A 24,182-nucleotide genomic window follows, 5' to 3' on the forward strand; every position below is an offset into this window, starting at 1 on the left:
ACGCCCCCGCGCCGGCGATGCCCACCGACAGGCCCGGCTCAGCGGATCTGCAGGCATTGGCCGCCGTCGACGACGAGCTCCGAGCCGGTGATGAACGCCGCCGCGTCGGAGACCAGAAACGCGACGGCGTCGGCGATTTCGGCGGGGCGGCCGAGCCGGCCGAACATCGCCGTCGCGGCCAGCCGGGTCTGGGTGGCCGCGTCGAGCATCGGCGTCGCCACCGGCCCGGGGAACACGGCGTTGACCCGGATGCCTGACGGGCCCAGCTCGGCCGCGGCGGTCTGGGTCAGCCCCCGCAGCGCCCACTTGGCCGAACCGTAGGCGGCGTGCCGCGGGAACGGGCGGATCGCGCCCGTGCTGCAGATGTTGACGACCGACGGTTGCGGCGCGGCGCGCAGCCGCGGCAGGGCGGCCCGGATCCCCAGGAACGCCCCCAGACAGTTGACGCGCCAAGAGTTTTCGAACCCCTCGGGGGTTTCCTGGTCGAGCGCGGCCCGGTGCAGCACGCCGGCGCTGTTGACCAGCGCGCTCAGCGCGCCGAAGCGCTCGGCGACACGGTCGACGGCGGCCCGCCACTGCTCCGGTGAGGTGACGTCGAGTTCGAGCGCGAGCACCGCGTCGTCGCCCAGCCCGTCCACGGCGGCCAGAAGTTCGCCGATGCGCCGGTCGCAGGCGGCCACCGAAAACCCCTCGGCGCGCAGCCGCCGGGCGATGGCCCAGCCCTGCCCGCCGGCTGCGCCGGTCACCAGCGCAACCGGACGGTTCGTGTCGTCGCTCACTTTCCCGTGACCTCCCGAGCCTCCCGGAGGTACTCCGCCGCACCCCTGCGCAGCGCCTGCGATTCGGCGGCCAGCGTGATCATCTGGAATCCCAGCTCTGCCATGGCCCGCCCGGCCCGGCCGTCCCCGGCGTGGATACCGGTGACCAGGCCCGCGTCCGCGGCGGTGCGGTGCGCGCGCACGATCGCGTCGAGCACCTGCGGCTGTCGGGTCGCCCCGACCGGGTCGGCGCCCAGGGAGATCGCCAGATCGGCTGGACCGACGTAGATTCCGGTGAGGCCGTCGACGGCGCAGATCCGGTCGAGGTCGGACAGCGCCGCGGCGGTCTTGATCATCGCGAACACGCTCACCCGCGACTCGTGCGCCCTCGGGTCGAGGCCCAGCCCGGCGCGCAGCGGGCCGAAGCTGCGCACGCCGGCCGGTGGATAGCGGGTTGCGGCCACGGCCGCGGCGGCCTGCTCGGCCGACTCGATCATCGCGATGACGACGGCGTCGGCGCCGGCGTCGAGCACCCGCCCGATCGGCGCGGCGCCGGCGTCGGGCAGCCGGACCACCGTGCCGATCGGCACCTGTTCGACGTTCCGCAGCGCGCCGGCGATGTCGGCGTCGTCGAGGTAGCCGTGTTGCGCGTCGAATCCGACGTAATCGTAACCGGCGCGGGCGAATTCGACCGGTCCGAGCCACGTCGGGCCGGTGAGCCAGCCGCCCCAGGCCGGGCCGCCGCAGCTCAGTGCCCGTTGCAGGTTGCTGTCCGGCGTGCTCATTCCGCGACCGCGATCTTGATGCGCGCCGGGTCGGGAAGGCAGGCCAGGTCGAATGCGGCCTGGACGTCGTCGACGCCGAAGGTGTGGGTGAGGTAGGCGCCCAACAGCCCGGGATGATCGGCGGCGAACACCCCGGCCGTGTTCAGCATCCGCCGCCGGTCCAGTGTCACACCGGATTTCAGCGTCAGGTTGTTGCGCAGCATGGTGCGCATGCTGATCGGGTAGGCGTCGTCGTCGGCGACGCCGAAGTAGAACACCGTGGCGCCTGGTGCCGCGGCGGCGACGGCGTGGTTCAGGGTGGCCACCTGGTGTCCGACGGCCTCGATCACCACGTCGGCGCGGTCGCCGGCGGCCAGCCGGCCGACCCACCGGTCACTGGTGGCGCGCACCGCGTCGTCGACCCCGAATTCGGTTGCGACGCCGCGCCGGTCGACCGGGTCGACACCGGTGACGCGTCGCGCCCCGGCGACCTTGGCGACGTAGGAGAACAGCAGCCCGATCGAGCCCTGGCCGATGACGGCGACGTGGCGGCCGGCCAGGTCCGGCAGTTGTTCGCAGGCGTACAGAACGCAGGCCAGCGGTTGCAGCCCGACGGCCTGCGCGGGGGTGAGAGACGGGTCGTAGGGCGCCAGCCCGTCGCCGTCGCTGATCACGCGTTCCATCATGCCGTCGAACCCGGAGGCCCAGCCCACCACGCGGTCACCGGCCCGGTGGTCGCGGTGGCGGCTGGCGATCACCTCGCCGGCCACTTCGTGGAGCGGGAAGCCGTCCTTCTCCGCCGCGCCCGGGCCGTCGTCGCCGGGAATCCGGCCCCGCACCCCGCGGAACGCCGGCAGGTCGCTGCCGCAGACCCCGGCGGCCAGGAACCGCAGCAGCACTTGGCCTTCCGCCAGCCCCTCGGGCGTTTTGGCGGGGATCGACGTCCGTTCGAAGGCGTAGGGGGCCACGATCCGGTAGGACCACACGTCAGACCTCCACCGGGATCTTGTTCCATCCCCATTGGAAGCTGGACGGCAGCCGGGTGGCGTCCTCGTCCCGGATCGCGTAGTCGGGCACCCGGCGCAGCCATTCGGTCACCAGCACGTCGATTTCCAGCCTGGCCAGGTGGTAGCCGACGCAGAAGTGCTGTCCGCGGCCGAAGGCCAGGGAACGCTTCACGGGCCGGTTCCAGACGAACTCGTCAGGGTCGGGGTACTCCCGTTCGTCGCGGGCGGCCGAGGCCAGCAGGGTGATGATGCGCTGGCCCGGCTCGAGGGTGTGGCCGTGCAGGCCGAAGGGTTTGCGCACCGTGCGCGCGAACCACTGTGCGGGCGCGCAGAACCGGATCATCTCCTCGCACACGAGCGGGACGTTGGTGGCCGGATCGGCGCGCACGGCGGCCAGTTGGTCGGGCCGCCGGCGCAGCTCCCACAGTCCGTGGGCGACGATCTTGGGCACCGTTTCGGTCCCGCCGATGAAGATGCACAGCATCTGGGTCGCGACCTCGACGTCGGACAGGGCGCTGCCGTCGGGCAGCCGGTAGCCGAGCAGCCCGTCGACGACCGGCAGCGCGCCCGTCGAGCGGCCGGCTCGGCGGGCCTCGACGACCGGCACCAGGAACTCCAGGTAATTGGGCCGCGCCTCGGCGGTGTCCACCCCGACGCCGGGCTCGGCCAGGCTGCCCGCGTTGACCGCGGCCAGCACCTGCGGCGCGAGATCAGTTGGGATTCCCAGTAATTCGCATACCATCGACGCCGCAACGATGCCGCCGTAGTCCTGGGTCAGGTCGAACGAGCCCCGCGGCAGCAGTAGGTCGAGCCGTTCGCCGGCCAGCGCGCGGATCCGGTCCGCCAGTGCGGCGACGGGCCTGGGGCGCAACGGCTGTGAGTGCGCGCGGCGGATCTCGCCGTACAGGCCGGCGTCGAAGACCGCGTGAAACGGCAACGGGTGCAACGGCGGATCCGCGACCGGCCCGCTGTTGTGCTCGGCCAGCACCGACGCCGCGGGCAGCGTGCCCTCCGAGGCTACGAAGGTGCCGTCGTTGACCTCCAGCACCCGCCAGATGTCCTCGAAGCGGGACAGGGCGTAGGTGTCCCACTGCGGCATGTAGTACAGCGGATGCTCGTCGCGCAGGATCCGGTAGTACGGCAACGGGTTTGCCATCACCTCGGCGTCGAACGGGTCGTAGGCGAAGGCGGGCCGTCGCATCACTGCAGCGGCGAGGGCGGTAGGGCCTGCAGGATCGAGTCCTCCCAGCCGTCGCGCAGCGCCGGGGCCAGGCTCATCCAGGTGACGATCTCGGCCGGTGGGCTCTCCTTCCAGGAGGGGTAGTGGTTGGCGAAGCACTCCCAGCCGCCGTCCAGGGCCCAGTAGTGGATCACCTCGTTGTAGCGGAAGGTGGTGGTGAACGAGCCCAGCCAGCGCTTGCCGGTGCGCTCCGACCACGGCACGTAGAGCCGCTCCAGCTCGCGGATGTAGTCGTCCTGGCGGCCGGGTTTGGTCTGCATGATCTCCTGAATTACCAGCGGCGCGGTGAATCCGGCGTCGCGCAGCTGGGCCAGCGTCTTGTTGCTGGGACCCGGGTACATGATCCGGCCCTCGCCCGAGGCGCCGGTGTCGGCCAGGAACCCCGACCACGTGCCCGCCGCGGCCTCGTGGCTGCCGCCGCGCGCCTGGGCGGCCCCGATCCGGGAGTAGTCGGCGAAGCCGTCGATCTCCCAGATGACCGTCACCTGCGGCCAGTGGCCGTTGTAGGGGGTGGTCTCCCAGAGCCCGAACAGCCGGGCCCCCAGCTCGTGCATCATCGGCTGGTAGGTGTCGGTGAAGACCTCGGTGAAACCGTCGCCGCGCCCGGAGCCCAGGGCGATGGTCTGGTGCAGGTAGAGCAGCGTATGGCCGTAGTACTTCTTCATCGCTCGGGCCGGACCAGCAGTGGTTCGGTCAAACCGACCGTGTCGCAAGGGATTCCGGCAGCCAACAGGGCATGGCCCTTGAACGTCCGGGCCGCCGCGCTGAGCACGTGCGGGGCCCGGCTCATCGCTCGGTCCACGTTCAGCGGCCACCCGTCACCCCACAGCGCAACCTCGGTCAGCCGGCCGTCCAGGGACGCCAGCACCCGGTCCCGCACGCGCGGGTCGGCGCGGAACGCCGCGGCGCTGACGGCCAGGCTCTCATCGGCGATCTCGGTCTCGTACCACCCGGACCGGCAATCCGACACCCGGGCGCCGAGGATCCGCAGTGCGCGGGTGTCGCAGTTGTGCGGCAGCCGCACGGTTACCTCCCATCCGGCCATCACGCGGTCGTAGAGCCAGCCCCCGGCCGATTGGACGACGTCGGCGGCGCCGGCCGCGACGACGTCGAGCCGGTAGCGCAGCGAGGCGGTGGTCCGTGCGGGGGTGACCCGGCCGCTCGCGCGCACGTCGAACGTTGAAGTGACCATCAATCCATTCCTCACCGCCACACGCCGGGAGGGGCTGACGTGTCGGCGCTTGCGTTGGGATGCGACTCACCCGACAGCGTGACACTTTGGCATAAATTTGTAAAGGTCTGGCCGGGCGGGTCACGAGCCGCGGCGCGCCTCGAGTTCGGCAAGGATCTCGTCGGTGTGCTGGCCCAGTTGCGGTGCGCCAGAACGCGGTGCCCACGGCGTGCCGTGGAAGTCCGCCGGCGTGGCCACCATCGCCACGCCGGCCGCGCCGTCGGGCACGTCGACGATGCCGCCGGCGGCGTGGAACTGCTCGTCGGCGACGACGTCCTCGAGCGTGTTGACCGGTGACCAGAAGAAGTCCGGTTCGGCGGCGAAGGCCCGCGCCCATTCCTCGAGCGGGCGGGTCGCGAAGATCTCGTCGAGCGCGGCGATCAGCGGCACCGCATTCCGGGCGCGGGCGCGAGCGTCCTCGAATCGCGGGTCGGTCAACCACTCCGGGCGGCCCACGGCGCGGCACAGCGCGGGCCAGTGCCGGTCGGCCTCGAGTCCGACGATCCAGAACCGGCGCCCGTCCCCGGCGGTGTAGTTGTTCATGCACGGGTTGCCCATCGATTCGCGCTGCCCGATGGCGATCTGCTGGCCGGTCAACAGGTAGGTGTTCAGGTCGAAGCTCACGGTGTAGGCGCCCTGCCGGTACAGGGAGGTGCTCACCAGTTGGCCGGTTCCGGTGCGTTCGCGGGCGATCAGGGCAGCACAGATGGCCGCGGTCAGGGTCATCCCGGCCGAGTGGTCGCCCATGCCGCCCCGCTGGAACGGCGGCGTGTCGCCGGGCCGGGTGAGCAGGTGCGCCAGCCCGGCGCGGGACCAGAACGCGGCCACGTCGTAGGCGGCCCGGTCGGCGCCGGGCCCGGTCTCGCCGTAGCCGGTGATCAGGCCGTAAACCAGCCGGGGGTGGCGGGCCGACACCGACTCGTAGTCCAGGCCCAGCCGACCCAGGGCGGCGGAGCGCACGTTGGTCACGAAAACGTCGGCGCCGGCAAGTAACTCGAAGGCGGTGTCGCGGCCCGCCGCGGTGGTCAGGTCCAGCACGATGCTGCGCTTGGAGCGGTTGTCCATCTCGAACGGGGGGTTGACCCCGAGGTCGCAGCCCAGCATCCGGCCGAACATGCGGCCCGGGTCGCCGGCCGGCGGCTCGATCTTGACGACGTCGGCGCCCCAGTCGGCCAGGATGGCCCCGGCGGCCGGGCCGGCCACCCAGACCCCGAGTTCGACGACTTTGATGCCCTCCACCGGTCCCGCCATGGGTAAGTTCCTACTCCGCGGTGCCGGTGGGTGCCGGTGGCGGGTCCCCGGCGACACGTGTCGGGGACCCGCCGCGCTGCCTCAGGAGACCGGCACCTGGGGCGCGTTCGCCGCCACCGGGATGACGCCCGGCGCCGCCGGGCTCGGTACCACGGGGTTGGGCACCACAGGGTTGGGCGCCAGGGGGCTCAAGCCCGGCGCCTGCAGCGGGCTCGGAGCCGCGGGGCTCAACCCCGGCACCTGCAGCGGGCTCGGAGCCGCGGGGCTCAACCCCGGCACCTGCAGCGGGCTCGGAGCCGCGGGGCTCAACCCCGGCACCTGCAGCGGGCTCGGAGCCGCGGGGCTCAACCCCGGCAGCTGCAACGGCAGCGGCATGCCCGAGTTGCCGCCCAACCCCCCTAGCACGGAGGGCATCTGGCCGTTGGCCAGCGACGTCATGACACCCGGGCATTCCGCCTGTATCGCCATGCTGGCGACGGCCCCGACCATCTCTGGCGGCAGGCCCGGCTTGCCCGAAAGCTGCGACGCGATCGTGGCCAATTGGGCGCCGGGCTGCACCAACATCGGGCACAGCGACTGCCCGATCCCGGCGAGGGTGTCGTTGAAGGAACCGCCGCCCGTCCCGGCGCCGCCGAGCACGCTGGTGATGGGGTCGGTAGGCGGGTCGGCATGCGCGGGCGCCAGCGACATCGCGCCGGCGGCGGCGACGCCCGCCGTCACCGCGAGCGGGCGCAGCGCCGCGAATGCGGCCGGGCGGACCCAGGAGGCGCGGCGCACCAACTGCTCGACCCAGGGGGGATACATCATCAGTGCGGTCATTCGTCGCTCCTCAGCGGTCTTGGAAAGTGCATCAGCACCAATCCATTTCACTTTGGTAACACTGATCGCCTTACGTCACGTTTGCAACACGATCGGGTCAAGGGTTGTGATCTGAGCGTTTCCTTACCGTTGTCACAACGGCGGCCGTGCGACGCTGCGCGGTTCGCTACCGGCCGCCCGAGCGCCGGTATGGCAGGAGTGGCCACTACGGACGGCACGGGCCGGCTTCGCCGGCAGCGGCGACCGACGGGCCGGACTGTGGGTTTAATAAGAGATATCCGCCGAAACTCTCATTGCCCCAAGGAGCGCCATGACCCTGGTCGCCGGACGTGGCCCGCTCAGCAGCGACCCGGCCGGGCGGTTTTGGCCCCCGCTGCCCGGCGAGGTGTTCGGCGAGATGGTTTACGTCGAGCCGCACCCGCGGCGGGTGCAGGCCTTCCGCGCCGGGCGCCCGGTGCTCGACACCGAACGGGCGCTGCTGGTGCACCGCCGGGGCCGCCCGCTCAGTTACGCCTTCCCGGCCGACGAGGCGGCCGCGCTGCCGACCGAGCCCGAGCCGGCGGCGCCGGGCTTCGTCCACGTCCCTTGGGACGCGGTCGACACCTGGCTGGAGGAGGGCCGCGAACTCGTGCACTACCCGCCGAACCCGTACCACCGCGTGGACTGCCGCCCGACGAAGCGCCGCCTGCGCGTCGCGGTGCACGGCGCCGTGCTGGTCGACACCGACGACACGGTGGTCGTGTTCGAGACGGCGCTCGCGCCGCGGCTCTACGTCGATCCCGCCCTGGTCGACACCGCCGCGCTGCGGCGCTCACAGACCTCGAGTTACTGCAACTACAAAGGCTTCGCGACATACTGGTCCGCCGTCGTGGGCGGGCGGGTCGTCGACGACATCGCCTGGAGCTACCCGGACCCGCCCCCGGAAAGCCTGCCCATCAAGGGCTTTCTCAGCTTCGACGAGACGCGCGTCGAGTTGCTGGCCGAGCTGCCGGCCACCTAGCCGCGAAAGTGCAACCGGCAAAGCATATCCCGAGTGGCGCCGTCGGGAGTAGCACTCTCGCGGGCGTCACGAGTAGCGGGGACGCCCGAGCCCCAGCGCGTGCTGGGCGATCATGTTGCGGAACACCTCGAGGGTGCCGCCGTAGATGCCCAGCGGCAGGGACAGCCGGAAAAGGTGTTCGGCCGCACCGTCACTCGCCGCGCCCGTTGCCTCGGTGGGCAACGCCGACGCCGGCCCCAGCATGTCCATCAGGTCCGGGGCGATGTCGCGCATCGTCTGCGCGATCGCGACGCGGCCAAACATCCCGGGCGTGGACAGCGCGGCCTCCATGCGCGCGATGTCGCGCCCCAGCCGGTATCTCACCGACTCGTCGTCGCACCGCGCCACCAGCCCCGCCACGGTGTCGACAACCTCGGCCATGATGTCGCCGTGCGCCGACATCGCCGCGACGTACTGCAGGCCATGGTCTTCCCGGTCGACGATGCCGTGCTCGGAGTCCAGCGCCGCGCGCATCACGGTCCAGCCGGCGTTGACCTCGCCGATGCGGCAGAGGTCGTCGACGCGGACGTCGCTGTAGTAGACGATGTTGGTGCGGTCGCCGTCGACGGTCCGCAGGGGCCGGATCTCGATACCGGCCGAGTCCAGCGGCACCAGGAACATGGTCAGGTTCTTGTGCTTGGGCCCCTGCGGGTCGGTGTTGGTCAGCAGGAAGACGTAGCGGGCGTTCTGCGCGTTGGAGGTGAACATCTTGGCGCCGTTGATGATCCAGCCGGCGCCGTCGCGCACCGCCCGCGTCTTGCAGGCGGCGACGTCGGAGCCGCCCTCGGGCTCGGTGTAGCCCAGACACAGCCGGATCTCGCCGGACAGCACCCCCGGCAGCACCGCCTCGCACAGCTGCGGCGCGCCGAATTGCTGCACCAGCCGCGCGACGACGGACGTCGTGCCCCAGTGGTACCACGGCGTATGGGCCCGGGCGATCTCCAGCTGAAAGATCCGGCGGCGGACCGGGCTGAACCCGCCCTCGGACTCGAGCCGCCAGTCCGCGGCCAGGTAGCCGGCTTCGCCCAGCGCCAGATGGACTCGTTCGTCGAAGTTTTCGCCGAACTCCAGCTGTCGATGAAGCACCTCGCCGGTGACGTGCTTGGCGATGAAGGCGCGCAGCTCGTCGAGGAACACCTGGTCGTCGGCCGACAGTTCGACCCGGGAGAAGTCCATCAGCGCGCTTCGATGACGAGTTTCCCGAAGCGCTCGATGCTTTCCAGCACGTGCGCCAGGCTGTCGCCGGGCAGGCCGACCTGCACCCAGTTCACCCCGAGTGCGGCCAGCTTTTCCAGGCCGGAAAGGTAAGTATCGGAATCGAATTCGTCACCGCCGGGGCGCCCGCCCGCGGAGTTGGTGAACGTGATGTCCAGAGCCGCGAAGTCCCTGCCCGCCTCGTCGCAGCGCCGGCGCAGGTCGTCGATGCCGGCGACGAGGCGGTCCTGCGAGTCGATCGAGGCGGTGCCCGCCGTCTGCGCCAGCATCGCCGGCGCCGGGAACGGGCACCACCCGTCCCCGTACTGCACGGCGCGCCGGCGCGCCGACGCGGTGTTGCCGCCGACCCAGATCGGCGGGTGCGGCCGGCTGACCGGGCGGGGGTGCGCGGTGATGCCTCGCGCGGTGAAATGCCTTCCCTCGAAGGACAAGTCGTCGGTGGTCCACACGGCGCGGATCACCTGCAACGCCTCCTCGAACAGCGCGGTGCGCTCGGCGTAATCGACCCCGAGCGCCGCGAACTCCCGCTTGAGATACCCCACCCCGACCGCCAGCGTGAACCGGCCGTTGGACAGCAGGTCCAGCGTCGCGCCGGACTTGGCCACCACGAACGGGTTTCGGTACGGCAGCACCACGATGTTGGGAATCAGCCGAAGCGTCGTCGTCGTGGCCGCCGCGAAACCCAGCGCGACAAAAGGATCCAGGGCGTCGTGACCGCCGGCCTCCAGCCACCGCTGCGACGGCGCGGGATGGTCGGTGAAGCCGAACCCGTGGAACCCGGCCGCCTCGGCCGCCGCCGCGAACGACGCGATGCCCTCCCCCGTAACCAGTTCCGGGTTGTAGGGATGGGTGTGCATCGGGTGGGTGAAGGCGAAGCGCATCGATCCGCCCGTCAGAACCGGGAGCGCGCGTCGATCGAGGTGTCGCTGGTGCGCAGCGGCCGGATCAGGGCCTCCTGGGCGAACGAGGCCAGCAGCTCGCCCTCCTGCGTGTGCACGGTGCCGCGCACGTACGACATTCCCGAACCCACCTGGGTGCTCTCGTGGGTGTAGAGCAGCCAGCCGTCCCAGCGAACCGGCTCGTGAAAGGCGACCGAGATGGTCATCGGGGCGGTGGACACCGTCAGGTGCGCCTGGCTGGTGCCGATGCCCGGGTGCGCGCGCATGGTGGTCGAAATGCCCAAATGCCCGGTGAAGTAAGCGATCAACGCCTTGGCCAGGTCGTCGCGGGTGGGAATGGGGTCGTAGCGCAGCCACGCATACAGCTCGGGCGGGCCGACCTCGTCGGGGCTGTTGACGTCGACGACGTCGACCAGCCGCAGCTCCCGCCCGACCATGGGCATCTCGGATGCGTGCGAATCGGCCGGGGCGGCCACGTCCGGCCGCGGCAGGTGGTGGCGGATGACGTCGGCGGTGGGCACGTCGGCCAGCACCGTGATGCTCAGGCAGCGCCGGCCGTTCTGGTGCACGGCGACGACCGCGGTGGCGGTGGACCGGCCCTCGGACACGACGTCGAGCACGAATTCGACCGGCGGTCCGACGGTGACGGCGCGGGAGAACACCGCGTGCGCCGAGCGCACCGACTTGTCGGGGAATCGTTTGGCCACCGCGACGATCGCCTGGGCGAGCACCTGGGTGCCCTCCACGACCTGCCGCTCGTCGCCGCCGGCGATCCCGGTGTCGCCGAAGAACCGGTCCTGCCCGTCGGCCCGCACGTCGAACAGGTCCAGCAGGCCCTGCACCGTCCACTCGGCCTGCCCGGATTCCCCGGAGACCTTACTCAAGTCCGCTCCATCTCTCGCGCTGCCAGCTCACGGCTCAGCGTGACACTTTGCGCAAGATTTGTAAAGGTTGGCTAACGACCGCGCGGGAGCGATGGCGCGCGGACTCGCTCACATTGACACCGGCACCCGCGGTGCCTGACACTTTCTCGGTGTTTTGTAAAGACGCGGGCCGATGATCCCGGAGCCCCTGGCCAACGGGTTCTGCTTCGGCGAGGGCCCGCGCTGGTTCGAGGGCCTGCTGTGGTTCTCCGACATGCTGGGCGAGGCCGTGCACACCGCGACGATGGCCGGTTCGCTGACCACGCTGCCCCTACCCGGCCGCTGCCCCTCGGGGCTGGGGTTCCGCCCGGACGGGTCGCTGCTGATCGTCTCGGCCGAGGACAAGCAGGTGCTGCGCTACGACGGCGACACCGTGACACCCGTCGCCGACCTCGCCGCCCTGGCACCGGCCAACCTCGGTGACATGGTCGTCGACGCCGACGGGCGCGCCTACATCGGATCCCAGGCGTCCCACGGCGGCGTCATCATCCGGCTCGACCCCGACGACACCGCGACCGTCGTCGCCGAGGACCTCGACTTCCCCAACGGCATGGTGATCACGCCGGACCGCGAGCTCGTCGTCGCCGAGTCGACCGCCCGGCGGCTGACCGCGTTCGTGATCGGCGAGGACGGCTTCCTGACCAGCCGCCGCGTCTTCGCCGACGGCCTCGACGGCCCGCCCGACGGCATCGCGCTGGACGCCGGGGGCGGGGTGTGGACCGCGATGACGCTGGCCCACCAGTTCGAGCGCGTCGTCGAGGGCGGCGAGGTGACCGACCGCATCGACATGGGCGAGCGCGTCGCGATCGCCTGCGCCCTGGGCGGCCCCCGGCGCCGCACGCTGTTCCTGCTGTCGAGCACCGATGCCTACCCCCAGCACCTGGTGGGCACCCGGCTCTCCCGCCTGGACGCCGTGACGGTCGAGACGCCCGGCGCCGGCCTGCCGTGACATCCGAGAGGCGCACATGACCGACTCCTACTACGAGCTGATCGACGACGCCGACGCCCACGGCGAGAGGTTCAGGGCCACCGACCTGACGCGCGGCACCTGGTCGGCGGCCATCCAGCACGGCGGGCCGGTCTCGGCGCTGCTGGTGCGGGCCATGGAGCGGTGCGAACACCGCGACGACACCCGGCTGAGCCGGGTCGTGATCGACCTGCTGGGCGGGGTGCCCGCCGACGGCGACCTGTGGGTCGGCGCGCAACTGCAGCGGGCCGGCAAGCAGATCGAACTCGTCGGCGCCGAGATGCTGGCGCCGGGCCCCGACGGCGAACCCCGCGCGGTCGCGCGCGCCACCGGGTGGCGGTTCCAGGGCCAGGACACCACGGCCGTGGCACACGCCGCGGCTCCCCCGCCGCGCCCGCGGTCCGAGGCCCGCGACCGCAACCTCAAGGCCAAGGACTGGGACCGCAACTACGTGCACAGCCTCGACTGGCTGTGGCTGACCGAACCGATGAGCGGGGGCCCGGGCGAATCCTGGATCCGCCCGCAAGTGGACCTCGTCAAGGGCGAGGCCATGACGCCGCTGGAGCGGCTGTTCGCGGTGGCCGACTGCGCCAACGGCATCGGCAGCAAGCTGAACATCCGCAAGTGGACGTTCCTGAACACCGATCTGGCCGTGCACGTGTTCCGCGTCCCCGAGGGCGAGTGGATCGGCTTCCGCGCCGAGACCAGCTACGGCCCCGACGGCGTCGGGACGACGATCGGGACGCTGTTCGACGAGCGGGGCGCGGTCGGCGCCATCCAACAATCCGTGCTGGTGCGCCGCCGTCCCGGCGCAACTTCGTAGAGTCGAGATATGAGCCAGCCGGCGGCGGTCACGGACACCGACACCTCGACGCGCCAGCGGATCCTGGCGGCCACCGCCGAGGTGTTGGGCCGCAACGGCAAGACCAAGCTGAGCCTGTCCGAGGTCGCCGCCCAGGCCGGGGTGTCGCGTCCGACGCTGTACCGCTGGTTCGCCTCCAAAGAGGAACTGCTGTCGGCGTTTTCGCGCTACGAGCGCCAGACCTTCGAGAGCGGCCTGGTCCGGGCCACCGCCGGGCTCAAGGGCCTCGACAAGCTCGACGCGGTCCTGCGCTTCATCGTCGAGTACCAGCATTCGTACTCGGGGGTGCGCATGATCGACGTCGAACCCGAGCACACCATCGCCCAGTTCGCCACCGCCATCCCGGAGATGCGCGAGGGCCTGCAGCGGCACCTGCCCGGGCCCAACGCAGCGGTGAAGGCGGCGACCGTGATCCGCATCGCCATCTCGCACTACATCGTGCGCAGCGACGACGCCGACCAGTTCCTGGCGCAGTTGCGCCACGCCGTCGGGATCAAGCCGCAGGGCTGACCCCGGTCCCATCCCCCGCGAGCGTGCGTGTTTGCACGCCGACACGCCGGGTTGGGCGTACAACTGCGCACGCTCGCGGACCGAGATCTGATCAGTCGAAGAGCACCGCGGCGTTGAGGTAGCCGGTCGGGTCCAGCGCGGCCTTGACCGCGCGCATCGCGGCGATGTCGGCGGGTTCGCGCGACATGCCCAGGTAGGGCCGCTTGCGGCTGCCGACGCCATGCTCGGAGCTGACGTTGCCGCCGCACCCGGCGATCAGGTCCATCATCGGCCCGTACACCGCCTGCTCCCGCTCGGCCGGGCAGCGCAGCACGTTGAGGTGCAGGTTGCCCTCGCCGACGTGGCCGAACAGCAGCGGCAGCGCATCGGGCACGTGCGCACCCAGCAGCGCGACCGCGTCGCGGGCGAACCCGGCGATCGCCGACAGCGGCAGCGACACGTCGAACTTCAGCGGCGGCCCGTACACGCCGAGCACCTCGGCCAGCGATTCGCGCACCTGCCACAACCGTTGCTGCGCAGCAACATCCACGCCCACCGCGGGCTCCCCGCACAGCCGCACGGCGTCGAGCAGGTCGGCCAGCCGCTCGGTCTGGTCGTGGTCGGAGGCCAGTTCCACCAGCAGCATCCAGTCGCCGTCCACCGGCGCCGCGACCCCGAGGTGCTCGCGGACCAGCGCGCCCGCCCGGCCATCGATCAGCTCCAGCGCCGCGATCCCGTCGACGTCGCGGAACGTGCGACCCGCCTCGACGAGCGCCGCCAGGTCGGCGAACCCGCAGACCGCGGTCACCCGGTGCGACGGCAACGGGTGCAGCCGCAGGTCCAGCGCGGTGATGACGCCGAGGGTGCCCTCGGCGCCGACGAACAGCGCCGGCAGGTCGTAGCCGGTGTTGTCGCTGCGCACCAGGCTGTGCCGGCGCAGCAGCGAACCGTCGGGCAGCGCGACCTGCAGGCCGAGCACCTGCTCGCCCATGTTGCCGTAGCGCACCGTGCGCAGGCCGCCGGCGTTGGTCGAGGCCATGCCGCCGACGGTGGCCGTGTCCCGGGCGGCCAGGTCCACCCCGAACAGCAGGCCCGCCGCGGCGGCCGCGCGCTGCACGGCGGACAGCGTGGCCCCGGCGCCGGCCTGCACGCGGCGTTCGACGGTGTCGACGTCGCCGAGCGCACCCAGCCGCTCGGTGGACAACAGCACGTCGTCGTGCTCGGGCACGGTGCCGGCCACCAGGGAGGTGCGACCGCCCTGCACGGTGACGTGGGCCCCGGCGTCGCGGCACACCCGCAGCACCGCGGCGACCTCCTCGGCCGAACCCGGCCGCACCAGCGCGCCGGCCCGCCCGCGGTAGCGGCCGGTGTGGTCGACGGCGCGACCGGCAAGGACGTCGGGATCGGTGACGACGTGGCTCGCACCGACGATCGACTCCAGGGCGTGCAGCATGCTCGCGGTTATAGCACCGCCGCGCTCAGAACTGTTTGTGCGGCACGTCGGTCACCAGGCCGCCGTCCATGACGAACTCGCTGCCCGTCGCATACGACGACTCGTCGCTGGCCAGGAACAGGATGAACGTCGAGACCTCCCGCGACTCGGCCGGGCGGCCGAGGGGAATAGTCACCATGTCCTCGGGCAGGTGGGCGGTCATCGGGGTGCGGATGAAGCCGGGGTGCACGGAGTTGACCCGGATGTTGTGCGGCGCCAGTTCCAGCGCAGCGGACTTCGCCAGGCCGCGCACCCCCCACTTGGACGCCACGTAGGGGTGCACCATGGGCGCTCCGCGCAGCCCCTCGATCGAGGACACGTTGATGATCGAGCCGCCCCCGGCCTCGATCATCGGCTCGACGGCCGCCCGCATGCCCAGGAAGGTGCCGGTGAGGTTGACGTCGATCACCTTCTGCCACTTGGCCAGATCGAAACTCTTGAGCGGCCCGAGCGCCACGGTCCCGGCGTTGTTGACCAGCACGTTGAGCTTGCCGAATTCGCCGATGGCGGTCGCGACGGCGGCGTCCCATTGGTCGGGCTGGGTGACGTCGAGGTGGACGTAGCGCACGGCGTCACCGATCTCGTCGGCCACGGCCTTGCCCTCGTCGTCGAGGATGTCGCCGATCACCACCTTGGCGCCCTCGGCCGCGAGCAGGCGCGCGTGTTCGGCGCCCATCCCGCGGGCGCCACCGCTGATGAGCGCTACTTTTCCGTCAACCCGTCCCACTGCTGGGCTCCCTTCGGTTTAGGTGGCCACCAGCCCGGCGGGCGCATAGAGGCCTTTTCCTGTGATGAACGGCAGGTCGAGCGTGGTCCGGATGCCCGGCGGCGCCGCGATCACCGCCGGGATGGCGTTGACGACCCGGCCGGCGGCGCCGGCGATCGCGGCGTGGTTGTGGTCGCCCTTGCGGCTGCTCGGCACGATGTCCACGGCGTAGGACGGCTCACCGGTGATCTCGACGCGGTAGGAGCCGTCGCCGGAGGCGGGCTGGGGCAGATCGGGCCGCAGGTCGGGGCGCAACCGGGTGATGTGCTCGATGACGATGGCGGGGTGGCCCTTGACCATGCCTCGGATCTCGAACTGCAGCACCGCCAGCGTGCCCTTGGCCACGTGACCGACCGCGATGTCGAAGTCCTCGGGCGCGGGCTCGCGCTGGTAGGACTCGACGATCTCGTCGACCTCGATGCCCAGCCCGGCCGCCAGCTGCCGGATCGCCGTACCCCAGGCGATGCTGAGCACGCCCGGTTGCAGCAGCATCGGGATCTCGTCGAGCGGGCGGCCGAAGCCCATGTAGTGCATGACTTCCGCGCCGTCGTAACTGGCGTAGTCGTGGATCTCCATGCAGCGCACCTGCTCGATGCGCCGGCAGGTCCCGGCCAGGGCCAGCGGAATCAGGTCGTTGGCGAACCCCGGGTCGACCCCGCTGATGAAGATGCTCGAGTTCCCTTGCTGGGCAGCGTCTTCGACGCGCGCGATGTACTTGTCGGGCATCACGCCCCACGGGTACTGCAGCAACCCCGGCGACGACCCGACGACGTTGACCCCGGCGGCCAGGACCCGCATGACGTCGGCCATCGCCTCCGGCAACCGGGTGTCGCCCATCGCGCAGTAGACGACGCACTCGGGCCCGGTGGCCAGCACGGCGTCCAGGTCGGAGACGGCCGTGACGCCGGTGACGACCTCGTCGTCCAGCGCGACCCCGCACAGCGCGCCGGCGTCCTTGCCCACCTTCTCCGGCGACGAGACGCACAGCCCGGTCAACTCGAACTGCGGGTTGGCGATCACTTCGGCCAGGGCCAGCCGGCCGACATTCCCGGTCCCGACGTGGGCGACGCGGATCGCCATGGGCGGCCTCCGTCCCGAGGTGAACGTTGGAAAGCGTTTCTAGACACTAGTCCATTATTTTTGAATGGCCTACCACCGCCGGCGCCGGCGCGCAGAGGGGAGACCGCGATGACGCAACGCGAGGACATCTGGTTCGATTCCGGCGGCGACCGGATCAGCGCGTGGCTCTACCGGCCCGCCACCGGCGGCCCCGCGCCGCTGCTGGTGATGGCACACGGCCTGGGGGCGGTGCGCACCATGCGGATGGACGCCTACGCCGAACGGTTCAGCGCGGCCGGCTACGCCTGCCTGGTGTTCGACTACCGCAACTTCGGCGACAGCGAGGGGCGGCCCCGCCAGGTGCTCGACGTCGGCATGCAGCTTGCGGACTGGGCGGCGGCCGTCGCCTACGCCCGCACCCTCGACGGGATCGACCAACAGCGAATCGCTTTGTGGGGCACCTCTTTCGGTGGAGGCCATGTGATCGCCTCGGCGGCCCGGCTGCCGGGCATCGCCGCCGCCGTGGCGCAGTGCCCCTTCACCGACGGCCTGGCCTCGGCGCGCACGATCGCCAACCCGCTGGCCACCGCGCGCATCTTCGCGCTCGCGTTGCGCGACGTCGTGGCGAGCCGGCTGGGCAGGCCACCGGTCATGGTCGCCACCGCGGGCCGCCCCGGCGAGGCGGCGTTGCTGAACACACCCGACGCGTACGAGGGGTACCTGAGACTGGTCCCCGACGGCGCTCGGCTGACCAACGAGGTGGCCGCCCGGATCGCGTTGCAGGTCATGACCTACCGGCCGGGACGCGCCGCGGCGACGATCGGCTGCCCGATCCTGTTCTGCGTGTGCGAGTTCGACTCGGTGGCGCCCGCGGGTGCCACGTTGCGCTACGCGGCCAGGGCCCCACGCGGCGAGATCAAGACCTACCCCGAGGGCCATTTCGACATCTACGTCGGCGCCGCGTTCGAGCGCGTCGTCGCCGACCAGATCGCCTTCCTCGACGAGCATTTGCAGGCGTCCGGCGATTGAATTCGGGGACGGTCCGCGGGGCCCTCGGTCAGAGCCGAGTCCGCTGCTCAATGTCTTCGGTGAACTCGGCGAGCACCGCCTCTGTCAGCGAGGGCCGGATCTCGGCTATGGCCGCAAGATAGTCCTCGGTACGGGCCGACTCACCACGGCGGAATTCGATCTCCCGCTCGAACCCGGATTGCGCACCCTTGCGTGCAGCGAACTCGATATCGGCCGGGGTAAACATCTCGCTGGCCCTGACCAGCTCGCCGATATCGACCGAGCCGGCGGCCGGACCGAGATATCTGGCCCAGATCGCCGCCCGCGCCGTCGCGTCCGGGGGTCCGATCGGGATGATGTAGTCGAATCGTCCGGGCCGCAAAAACGCCGAGTCCAGCGAGCGCACCGAGTTCGTCGCGCAGATCAGTAGCCGCTCGTCGCGCTGGCGAAACGCCGGGATCAGTTTGAGCAGCTCGTTGGTGATGCCGTGCGCGGGATCGCAACGCTCACCCGAGCGCGATCCGGCGATCTCCTCGACTTCGTCGATGAACACCACCACGGCTTCCAGTTCCATCAGCGTCACGAAGGCCTCTCGCAGCGCGCTCGCCAGCGCAACATCCGGTGCGGCCAGACGCGAGGGGAGGAGTTCGACGAACGGCCAGCCGAGCCGACCCGCAACGGCCTTGGCGAAGCTGGTTTTGCCGGTTCCCGGGGGGCCGAACAAGATGACCGCCTTCGGCGGTGAGACGCCGTATTTTTCGGCGATATTCGGCTCGCTCAGCGGCAGCACGATCCGCCGCTCAACGATCTGTTTCTCCGATTCCATCCCGCCCATCGCGTTCCACAGGCCGCGGGGCATCGCCTGCGCGCCGAGTTGGGCCAGCAGGCCCGCGTCCGAGGAGCCGACGGTGTCGATCTTTTCGAAAAACGACAAATCGGTCCGCTCCCGATAGCCACAGTTGCGCAGCGCCGCCGCGCCGGTCGCCTCTGTTTGCAGCAGTGCACCCACGCGCCGGATGCCCAGGGCGCGCAGGCGCAGCTCGAGCTCGCCCAGCAGCGCGCTGCCAACACCGCGGTTGCGCCACCGGGCGTTGAGGCCGACGAGCAGAATCCATGCCCGTTCCCCCCGGGCCTCGGCGACCGCTATGCCCACCAACTCGTCGCCGACGACGGCGACCACGGCGGGCTGTCCCGATTTGGCCGCCGACACCATCTCCGAGACCGGAAAGGCCGGCGCCGGGTCACCGGGATGTCGGCTCTGATCCCACACCAGGATCGCCTGATCGAGGTCGTCGTCGTGAAAGTCGCGCAACCGCCACGGGGGCACCGGGTTCACCTCCCTGCCACGGGAACGCGTTTCCGGCATTTTTCTCATCGCTCCGTGCGCCCCGTAACAGATATCTTCGCATACCCCGGGGGGCATAGTCACGCCCCTGACGCACACCCTTTTATTGCTGCCGCATCGGAGGTACCGTCGTGGGGAGTTGTCCCCGATCGGAGTCTGGCTTTCGCAGACCCGTCCTATCAGGAGGAGGGGCGATGGCTGTCGATGTTGGCTCTGTGGCGCCGCTGCAAGCCCGCCGGCCTTTTCCGGCCCGGTTGGGCCCCAAGGGCAACTTGGTGTACAAGCTTGTCGCCACCACCGATCACAAGACCATCGGGATCATGTACGTGGTGACCTGCTATGTGATGTTCTTCATCGGCGGGCTGATGGCGCTGTTGATGCGCACCGAACTCGCAGCGCCGGGTCTGCAGTTCCTGTCGAACGAGCAGTACAACCAGCTGTTCACCATGCACGGCACCGTCATGCTGTTGCTGTATGCCACGCCGATCGTGTTCGGGTTCGCCAACCTGGTGTTGCCGCTGCAGATCGGTGCACCCGATGTCGCGTTCCCGCGACTGAACGCATTCTCCTACTGGTTGTTTTTGTTCGGCGCCCTGATCGCCCTCGCGGGCTTCATCACCCCGGGCGGTGCCGCCGACTTCGGTTGGACCGCTTACACACCGCTATCGGATGCCATCCACTCGCCCGGCACCGGCTCCGACCTGTGGATCACGGGACTGATCGTGGCGGGCTTGGGCACGATCCTGGGCGCGGTCAACATGATCACGACGGTGGTGTGTTTGCGCGCGCCGGGGATGACGATGTTTCGGATGCCGATCTTCACCTGGAACATCCTGGTGACGTCGATTCTGGTGTTGCTGGCGTTCCCGATCCTGACCGCCGCGCTGTTCGGGCTGGCCGCCGATCGCCACCTGGGTGCGCACGTGTTCGACCCGGCCAACGGCGGAGTCCTGTTGTGGCAGCACCTGTTTTGGTTCTTCGGCCACCCCGAGGTCTATATCGTGGCGCTGCCGTTCTTCGGTATCGTCACGGAGATCATTCCGGTGTTCAGCCGCAAACCGGTCTTCGGTTACACCACGCTGGTGTATGCGACCCTCGCCATCGGGGGGTTGTCGATGGCGGTGTGGGCGCACCACATGTTCGCCACCGGCGCGGTGCTGTTGCCGTTCTTCGCCGTCACCTCGTATTTGATCGCGATCCCCACCGGGATCAAGTTCTTCAACTGGACCGGCACCATGTGGAAGGGCCAACTCACTTTTGAGACGCCGATGCTGTTCTCGGTCGGGTTTCTGGTGACCTTTCTGCTGGGCGGTTTGTCGGGCGTGCTGCTGGCCAGCCCGCCGCTGGACTTCCATGTGACCGACTCCTACTTCGTGGTGGCGCACTTTCACTACACGCTGTTCGGCACGATCGTGTTCTCCACCTTCGCCGGTGTCTACTTCTGGTTCCCGAAGATGACCGGCCGGCTGCTCGACGAGCGGCTGGGCAAGCTGCATTTCTGGTTGACGTTGATCGGGTTCAACACCACGTTCCTGGTGCAGCACTGGCTGGGCAACATGGGGATGCCGCGCCGCTACGCCGACTACCTGTCCACCGATGGGTTCCAGCCACTCAACGTGGTCTCGACGGTCGGTGCGTCGATTCTGGGCGTATCGATGCTGCCGTTCATCTGGAACGTGTTCCGCAGCTGGCGCTACGGCGAGCCGGTCACCGTCGACGACCCGTGGGGGTACGGCAACTCGCTGGAGTGGGCAACCAGCTGCCCGCCGCCGCGGCACAACTTCACCGAGCTGCCCCGGATCCGTTCGGAGCGCCCGGCATTCGAACTGCACCACCCGCACATGGTGGCGCGCATGCGCGCCGAATCTCACGTCGGCCGCCACCGCGAAGTGGTCAGCGACGTGGACACCGCAACGGGACTGCGCCGATAGCCCTTGGTAACCGGTCGTCTGCGCGACGCGCGGCACACCATGAATGGACGAACTCCGGGGAATACACCCGGTGAGGTAGCCGTTACGCACTGCATCGCCGCTGACACGAAAGGTTCACCATGACAACTGCTATCGACGCGGCCCCGCACGTGGCGAGCATGCCCCGCATCGGCGATCCCGCTCCCGCGTTCAGCGCCGTCACTACCCAGGGGCAGATCAGCTTCCCCGCCGACTATGCCGGTAAGTGGGTCATCTTCTTCTCTCACCCCGCTGACTTCACCCCAGTGTGCACCAGTGAATTCGTCACCTTCGCCTCGATGCAAAACCAATTCGCCGCGTACAACACCGAGCTGGTCGGGTTGTCGGTCGACGGGCTCGCCAGCCACATCGCCTGGTTGCGCACGATCAAGGACAAGATCACCTTCCGAGGCATGCACGACGTGGACGTCACCTTTCCGCTCATCGAAGACGTGTCGATGGAGATCGCGCAGAAATACGGGATGATCATGCCCGGCGAAGACTCCACCAAAGCGGTGCGCGCGGTTTTCGTCATCGACCCCAAGGGCGTGATCCGGGCCATCGTCTACTATCCGCTGAGCCTCGGCCGCAACTTCGATGAACTATTACGCGTCGTCAAGGCCCTACAGACGGCCGACAGATTCGACGTCGCGACCCCCGCCGACTGGCGCCCGGGCGACCCTGTCATCGTCCCCACGGCGAGCACCTGCGGTACCGCCGAGCAGCGGATGGACGGCCAAGTCGACGGCGTCGACTGCCAGGACTGGTTCTTTTGCACCAGACAGATCAGCGCCGACGACGTCGAGGCCGCGATCCGGGTTCACCCCGCCGGTCTGCCCCACGACTCGGCGGGATGAGCGGTCCTGCCCCTCACGTCCCGCACCGGCGACGGCGAATCGGTACCCACCGCACGCGAGCCCTGCGGCAGATGCGCGGATCGCGGTTTATTCTTTTCTGGTGTCCGACGGCCGGGCAGGGGGAATGCCGGGTAGATGTCGCTTCTGATAGCCGCGCCCGATGCGCTCGCGTCGACGACCGCCGATGTGGAACGTATCGGCGCGGCGATCAACGCGGCCGGCGCTCGGGCGGCCGTCCCGACGACGAGCATGGTCGCGGCGGCCGAGGACGAGGTGTCGGCCGCGATCGCCCGGCTGTTCGGCGCCTACGCCGAGCAGAGCCAGGCCCTGCTGGCGCAGGCGGCGGACTTCCATAGTCGCTTCGCCCAGGCGCTTGCCGCCGCGGGCAACTCCTACGCCGAGGCCGAGTCGGTGGATGCGACCCTGCTGGGCCGGTCCGCGCTTGCCGCAGGCACGCCGACCGGCACCGTCACCTTCGCGTCCACGCTGCCGTCGTTGCCGGTGACGGCGCTGATCATGGGTGGAGCGCACAACCCGGGCCCGGTGCAGTACTACATCGACGAGGTCAACACCGCTTACATCCAGCCGCTGATCAGCGGGGCCAACCCGAAGGGCGTGTTCACCCCCGAGCAGTTCTGGCCGATCACCCCCGAACTCGGCAATACCCTCACGTTCGGCCAGTCCGTCACCCAGGGCGTCACCCTGCTCAACACCGCGATCGACAACCAGATCGCGCTGGGCAACAACGCCCTGGTGCTCGGCTACTCCGAAAGCGCCGCGGTCGCCACCAACGAGATCAACGCGCTGCTGACCCTGCCCACCGCCGCGCAACCGGGCGCGAGCCAGCTCGCGTTCCTGCTGCTGGGGGACCCCAACAACCCCGTCGGTGGCATCCTGGAGCGGTTCACCGGGTTCTACGTCCCGCTGCTCGACGTGCCCTTCAACGGGGCCACTCCCCAATCTCCTTGGCACACTTCGATTTACACGATCCAATACGACGGCATCGCCGACTTCCCGCAGTACCCGCTGAACTTGGTGTCGGACCTCAACGCCGCCATGGGCCTGTCCCTGCACGCCGACTATCCATTGCTGACGGCCGACCAGGTCGCCAATGCCGTCCCCTTGCCGACATCGGGAGGCAATACCGACTACTACATGATCCTGAGCCAGAACCTGCCGCTGCTGGGCCCGATCCGCGACTACGTCCCCTACGTGGGCAATGCGCTCGCCGACCTGGTCCAGCCCGATCTGCGGGTGCTGGTCGACCTCGGCTACGCCGACTACGGGCCGGGCGGCAACTACGCGAACGTCCCGACCCCGGCCGGGCTGTTCGAAATTCCCAACCCGTTCACCGTCATCCCGGACCTGGGCACCGGCGCCGTGCAGGGGGTGCAGGCGGCGATGGTGGACCTGGGCTACCTGCCGCCGTCCGCGTTGCCGACCACCTACCCGTACGCGCCGGCGCTGAGTCCGCACCTGAACGTCTTCCTCGGCCAGCCGAGCACGACGCTGCTGTCGACGATCACCGGCGCCGTCGGGCCCGTCCTGCACCTGATCCCGCCCGTGACCGACCTACCCCAGCTATAAGACGGCGCCCTCACGGCCCAGCGGCGACGTCTGGCGGATCGTCTCGTCACGGATCAGCCCCCGCAGCAGCGCGGTGCTGAACTCGGCGGCGATCTCCTTGGCGCTGCGCCGGCCGCTGGGCCGCAGCCAGCGGTAGCTGCCCAGCGTCATGCCGATGTAGCCCAGCGCCACCACGTGCGAGTCGCACTCGTAGAACTCACCGCTGGCGATCCCGCGGTCGATGAGGCCGTGCACGTGCTCGTAGACCTGCGCTTCCTTCTCGCGCACCTCGGCGACCTGTTCGGCGGTGAACCACTCGGCGATGTAGGGCGCTTCCTGGAAGTAGACGGCGGCGCGCTCGGGGTTGTCGGCGATCCCGCCGAGCAGCCGCACGGTGTACTGGTAGAACGCCTCGCGCGCCGTCCACGACGGGTCGTCATGCACGGCGGCCAGCGTGCCCTCGGCGGCCTGGCGGTAGATGTCGAACAGGATCAGCGACTTGCTGGCGTAGTAGTGGTAGACGGTCGCCTTGTTCAGGCCGATCACATCGGCCACGTCGTCCATCCGGGTGCCGTGATAGCCGCGGGCGGCGAACAACTTGGTGGCTACGGCCAGCAACTCCTCGCGGCGGGAAATCCCGTTCTCGGATGGCATCTGCACTCGCTATCGTCCGTTG

The 24,182-nt window shown here is 70.0% G+C and carries 24 protein-coding genes; 8 read left to right on the top strand and 16 right to left on the bottom strand.

Features of this window, described 5'->3' with window-relative positions; genetic code table 11:
* Positions 1-38 precede the first annotated feature (38 nt).
* The 8 genes from AB8998_RS28015 to AB8998_RS28050 all read right to left on the bottom strand — a co-directional run bounded on the left by AB8998_RS28015 (position 39) and on the right by AB8998_RS28050 (position 7,070).
* Positions 39-779 (bottom strand): SDR family NAD(P)-dependent oxidoreductase, encoded by a 741-nt coding sequence (locus tag AB8998_RS28015; RefSeq protein ID WP_369741154.1) that lies wholly within the window; start codon positions 777-779, stop codon positions 39-41.
* A complete protein-coding gene (locus tag AB8998_RS28020) occupies positions 776-1,543 on the bottom strand; it encodes an HpcH/HpaI aldolase family protein (protein ID WP_369741155.1) in 768 nt (255 codons plus the stop codon). Before AB8998_RS28020 ends, AB8998_RS28015 begins: the two co-directional genes overlap by 4 nt.
* Positions 1,540-2,508: a zinc-binding dehydrogenase gene (locus AB8998_RS28025; RefSeq protein ID WP_369741156.1), complete on the bottom strand. Its 969-nt coding sequence runs from the start codon at positions 2,506-2,508 to the stop codon at positions 1,540-1,542. Before AB8998_RS28025 ends, AB8998_RS28020 begins: the two co-directional genes overlap by 4 nt.
* Before the next feature lies 1 nt (position 2,509).
* Positions 2,510-3,730: a cytochrome P450 gene (locus AB8998_RS28030; RefSeq protein WP_369741157.1), complete on the bottom strand. Its 1,221-nt coding sequence runs from the start codon at positions 3,728-3,730 to the stop codon at positions 2,510-2,512.
* Positions 3,730-4,434, bottom strand: coding sequence for an NIPSNAP family protein (locus AB8998_RS28035; RefSeq protein WP_369741158.1), 705 nt, complete (start codon positions 4,432-4,434; stop codon positions 3,730-3,732). The genes AB8998_RS28030 and AB8998_RS28035 overlap by 1 nt, the downstream gene beginning before the upstream one ends.
* On the bottom strand, positions 4,431-4,961 hold the full coding sequence (locus AB8998_RS28040; protein ID WP_369741159.1) for a hypothetical protein: 531 nt from the start codon (positions 4,959-4,961) through the stop codon (positions 4,431-4,433). Before AB8998_RS28040 ends, AB8998_RS28035 begins: the two co-directional genes overlap by 4 nt.
* 120 nt (positions 4,962-5,081) lie before the next feature.
* Positions 5,082-6,251: a CaiB/BaiF CoA transferase family protein gene (locus AB8998_RS28045; protein WP_369741160.1), complete on the bottom strand. Its 1,170-nt coding sequence runs from the start codon at positions 6,249-6,251 to the stop codon at positions 5,082-5,084.
* A gap of 81 nt (positions 6,252-6,332) precedes the next feature.
* Positions 6,333-7,070, bottom strand: a complete 738-nt coding sequence (locus AB8998_RS28050) for a hypothetical protein (RefSeq protein WP_369741161.1) — start codon at positions 7,068-7,070, stop codon at positions 6,333-6,335.
* A 310-nt stretch (positions 7,071-7,380) separates the two neighbouring features.
* On the opposite strand from AB8998_RS28050, the gene AB8998_RS28055 reads away from it, so the two are divergent.
* Entirely contained in the window at positions 7,381-8,070 is a 690-nt protein-coding gene (locus AB8998_RS28055; RefSeq protein WP_369741162.1) for a DUF427 domain-containing protein, read from the top strand.
* Positions 8,071-8,136: 66 nt separating this feature from the next.
* Here the strand turns inward: AB8998_RS28055 and AB8998_RS28060 are convergent, their stop codons facing one another.
* From AB8998_RS28060 to AB8998_RS28070, 3 genes are read right to left on the bottom strand one after another with little or no spacing between them, the layout of a single operon-like run.
* The gene (locus AB8998_RS28060) at positions 8,137-9,285 is read right to left on the bottom strand and encodes an acyl-CoA dehydrogenase family protein (protein WP_369741163.1); all 1,149 of its coding nucleotides are present in this window, start codon (positions 9,283-9,285) and stop codon (positions 8,137-8,139) included.
* A complete protein-coding gene (locus AB8998_RS28065; protein ID WP_369741164.1) occupies positions 9,285-10,205 on the bottom strand; it encodes an LLM class F420-dependent oxidoreductase in 921 nt (306 codons plus the stop codon). The genes AB8998_RS28060 and AB8998_RS28065 overlap by 1 nt, the downstream gene beginning before the upstream one ends.
* Before the next feature lie 11 nt (positions 10,206-10,216).
* The gene (locus tag AB8998_RS28070; protein WP_369741165.1) at positions 10,217-11,107 is read right to left on the bottom strand and encodes an acyl-CoA thioesterase; all 891 of its coding nucleotides are present in this window, start codon (positions 11,105-11,107) and stop codon (positions 10,217-10,219) included.
* A gap of 172 nt (positions 11,108-11,279) precedes the next feature.
* Between AB8998_RS28070 and AB8998_RS28075 the strand changes: the two genes are divergently transcribed.
* The 3 genes from AB8998_RS28075 to AB8998_RS28085 are packed head-to-tail and all read left to right on the top strand — an operon-like array spanning position 11,280 to position 13,485.
* Positions 11,280-12,095 carry an SMP-30/gluconolactonase/LRE family protein gene (locus AB8998_RS28075; RefSeq protein WP_369741166.1) on the top strand — a complete coding sequence of 272 codons (816 nt, stop codon included), beginning with the start codon at positions 11,280-11,282 and terminating at the stop codon, positions 12,093-12,095.
* A 16-nt stretch (positions 12,096-12,111) separates the two neighbouring features.
* Entirely contained in the window at positions 12,112-12,936 is an 825-nt protein-coding gene (locus AB8998_RS28080; RefSeq protein WP_369741167.1) for a thioesterase family protein, read from the top strand.
* A gap of 9 nt (positions 12,937-12,945) precedes the next feature.
* Positions 12,946-13,485 carry a TetR/AcrR family transcriptional regulator gene (locus AB8998_RS28085; protein ID WP_369741168.1) on the top strand — a complete coding sequence of 180 codons (540 nt, stop codon included), beginning with the start codon at positions 12,946-12,948 and terminating at the stop codon, positions 13,483-13,485.
* Positions 13,486-13,576: 91 nt separating this feature from the next.
* Here the strand turns inward: AB8998_RS28085 and AB8998_RS28090 are convergent, their stop codons facing one another.
* From AB8998_RS28090 to AB8998_RS28100, 3 genes are read right to left on the bottom strand one after another with little or no spacing between them, the layout of a single operon-like run.
* On the bottom strand, positions 13,577-14,917 hold the full coding sequence (locus AB8998_RS28090) for an FAD-binding oxidoreductase (protein ID WP_369741169.1): 1,341 nt from the start codon (positions 14,915-14,917) through the stop codon (positions 13,577-13,579).
* Between the two features lie 25 nt (positions 14,918-14,942).
* Positions 14,943-15,683 (bottom strand): glucose 1-dehydrogenase, encoded by a 741-nt coding sequence (locus AB8998_RS28095; RefSeq protein ID WP_369741170.1) that lies wholly within the window; start codon positions 15,681-15,683, stop codon positions 14,943-14,945.
* An 18-nt stretch (positions 15,684-15,701) separates the two neighbouring features.
* The gene (locus AB8998_RS28100; RefSeq protein WP_369741171.1) at positions 15,702-16,802 is read right to left on the bottom strand and encodes an NAD(P)H-dependent amine dehydrogenase family protein; all 1,101 of its coding nucleotides are present in this window, start codon (positions 16,800-16,802) and stop codon (positions 15,702-15,704) included.
* A gap of 108 nt (positions 16,803-16,910) precedes the next feature.
* Here AB8998_RS28100 and AB8998_RS28105 point away from each other — a divergent pair, with 108 nt between their 5' ends.
* The gene (locus AB8998_RS28105; RefSeq protein WP_369741172.1) at positions 16,911-17,810 is read left to right on the top strand and encodes an alpha/beta hydrolase; all 900 of its coding nucleotides are present in this window, start codon (positions 16,911-16,913) and stop codon (positions 17,808-17,810) included.
* 28 nt (positions 17,811-17,838) lie between these two features.
* On the opposite strand, the gene AB8998_RS28110 is transcribed toward AB8998_RS28105, so the two are convergent.
* Positions 17,839-19,116: an ATP-binding protein gene (locus AB8998_RS28110; RefSeq protein WP_369741173.1), complete on the bottom strand. Its 1,278-nt coding sequence runs from the start codon at positions 19,114-19,116 to the stop codon at positions 17,839-17,841.
* Between the two features lie 212 nt (positions 19,117-19,328).
* Here AB8998_RS28110 and ctaD point away from each other — a divergent pair, with 212 nt between their 5' ends.
* From ctaD to AB8998_RS28125, 3 genes are all read left to right on the top strand, one after another.
* The gene (gene ctaD, locus AB8998_RS28115) at positions 19,329-21,065 is read left to right on the top strand and encodes an aa3-type cytochrome oxidase subunit I (RefSeq protein ID WP_369741174.1); all 1,737 of its coding nucleotides are present in this window, start codon (positions 19,329-19,331) and stop codon (positions 21,063-21,065) included.
* Positions 21,066-21,184: 119 nt separating this feature from the next.
* The gene (locus tag AB8998_RS28120) at positions 21,185-21,940 is read left to right on the top strand and encodes a peroxiredoxin (protein WP_369741175.1); all 756 of its coding nucleotides are present in this window, start codon (positions 21,185-21,187) and stop codon (positions 21,938-21,940) included.
* Positions 21,941-22,075: 135 nt separating this feature from the next.
* On the top strand, positions 22,076-23,527 hold the full coding sequence (locus AB8998_RS28125) for a PE family protein (protein ID WP_369741176.1): 1,452 nt from the start codon (positions 22,076-22,078) through the stop codon (positions 23,525-23,527).
* On the opposite strand, the gene AB8998_RS28130 is transcribed toward AB8998_RS28125, so the two are convergent.
* Positions 23,522-24,160 carry a TetR/AcrR family transcriptional regulator gene (locus tag AB8998_RS28130; RefSeq protein ID WP_369741177.1) on the bottom strand — a complete coding sequence of 213 codons (639 nt, stop codon included), beginning with the start codon at positions 24,158-24,160 and terminating at the stop codon, positions 23,522-23,524. The two genes, AB8998_RS28125 and AB8998_RS28130, sit on opposite strands and share 6 nt — an antisense overlap.
* Between the last annotated feature and the right edge of the window lie 22 nt (positions 24,161-24,182).

The organism is Mycobacterium sp. HUMS_12744610, from assembly GCF_041206865.1.
Lineage (GTDB): Bacteria > Actinomycetota > Actinomycetes > Mycobacteriales > Mycobacteriaceae > Mycobacterium > Mycobacterium servetii.

Bases quoted from the DNA above. Each gene is read 5' to 3' on its own strand.
- AB8998_RS28040 (WP_369741159.1), bottom strand. From the start codon at position 4,961: ATGGTCACTTCAACGTTCGACGTGCGCGCGAGCGGCCGGGTCACCCCC.
- AB8998_RS28080 (WP_369741167.1), top strand. From the start codon at position 12,112: ATGACCGACTCCTACTACGAGCTGATCGACGACGCCGACGCCCACGGC.
- AB8998_RS28130 (WP_369741177.1), bottom strand. From the start codon at position 24,160: ATGCCATCCGAGAACGGGATTTCCCGCCGCGAGGAGTTGCTGGCCGTA.
- AB8998_RS28035 (WP_369741158.1), bottom strand. From the start codon at position 4,434: ATGAAGAAGTACTACGGCCATACGCTGCTCTACCTGCACCAGACCATC.
- AB8998_RS28050 (WP_369741161.1), bottom strand. From the start codon at position 7,070: ATGACCGCACTGATGATGTATCCCCCCTGGGTCGAGCAGTTGGTGCGC.
- AB8998_RS28045 (WP_369741160.1), bottom strand. From the start codon at position 6,251: ATGGCGGGACCGGTGGAGGGCATCAAAGTCGTCGAACTCGGGGTCTGG.
- ctaD (WP_369741174.1), top strand. From the start codon at position 19,329: ATGGCTGTCGATGTTGGCTCTGTGGCGCCGCTGCAAGCCCGCCGGCCT.
- AB8998_RS28085 (WP_369741168.1), top strand. From the start codon at position 12,946: ATGAGCCAGCCGGCGGCGGTCACGGACACCGACACCTCGACGCGCCAG.
- AB8998_RS28105 (WP_369741172.1), top strand. From the start codon at position 16,911: ATGACGCAACGCGAGGACATCTGGTTCGATTCCGGCGGCGACCGGATC.
- AB8998_RS28125 (WP_369741176.1), top strand. From the start codon at position 22,076: ATGTCGCTTCTGATAGCCGCGCCCGATGCGCTCGCGTCGACGACCGCC.
- AB8998_RS28065 (WP_369741164.1), bottom strand. From the start codon at position 10,205: ATGCGCTTCGCCTTCACCCACCCGATGCACACCCATCCCTACAACCCG.
- AB8998_RS28030 (WP_369741157.1), bottom strand. From the start codon at position 3,730: ATGCGACGGCCCGCCTTCGCCTACGACCCGTTCGACGCCGAGGTGATG.
- AB8998_RS28090 (WP_369741169.1), bottom strand. From the start codon at position 14,917: ATGCTGCACGCCCTGGAGTCGATCGTCGGTGCGAGCCACGTCGTCACC.
- AB8998_RS28060 (WP_369741163.1), bottom strand. From the start codon at position 9,285: ATGGACTTCTCCCGGGTCGAACTGTCGGCCGACGACCAGGTGTTCCTC.
- AB8998_RS28020 (WP_369741155.1), bottom strand. From the start codon at position 1,543: ATGAGCACGCCGGACAGCAACCTGCAACGGGCACTGAGCTGCGGCGGC.
- AB8998_RS28055 (WP_369741162.1), top strand. From the start codon at position 7,381: ATGACCCTGGTCGCCGGACGTGGCCCGCTCAGCAGCGACCCGGCCGGG.
- AB8998_RS28120 (WP_369741175.1), top strand. From the start codon at position 21,185: ATGACAACTGCTATCGACGCGGCCCCGCACGTGGCGAGCATGCCCCGC.
- AB8998_RS28100 (WP_369741171.1), bottom strand. From the start codon at position 16,802: ATGGCGATCCGCGTCGCCCACGTCGGGACCGGGAATGTCGGCCGGCTG.
- AB8998_RS28075 (WP_369741166.1), top strand. From the start codon at position 11,280: ATGATCCCGGAGCCCCTGGCCAACGGGTTCTGCTTCGGCGAGGGCCCG.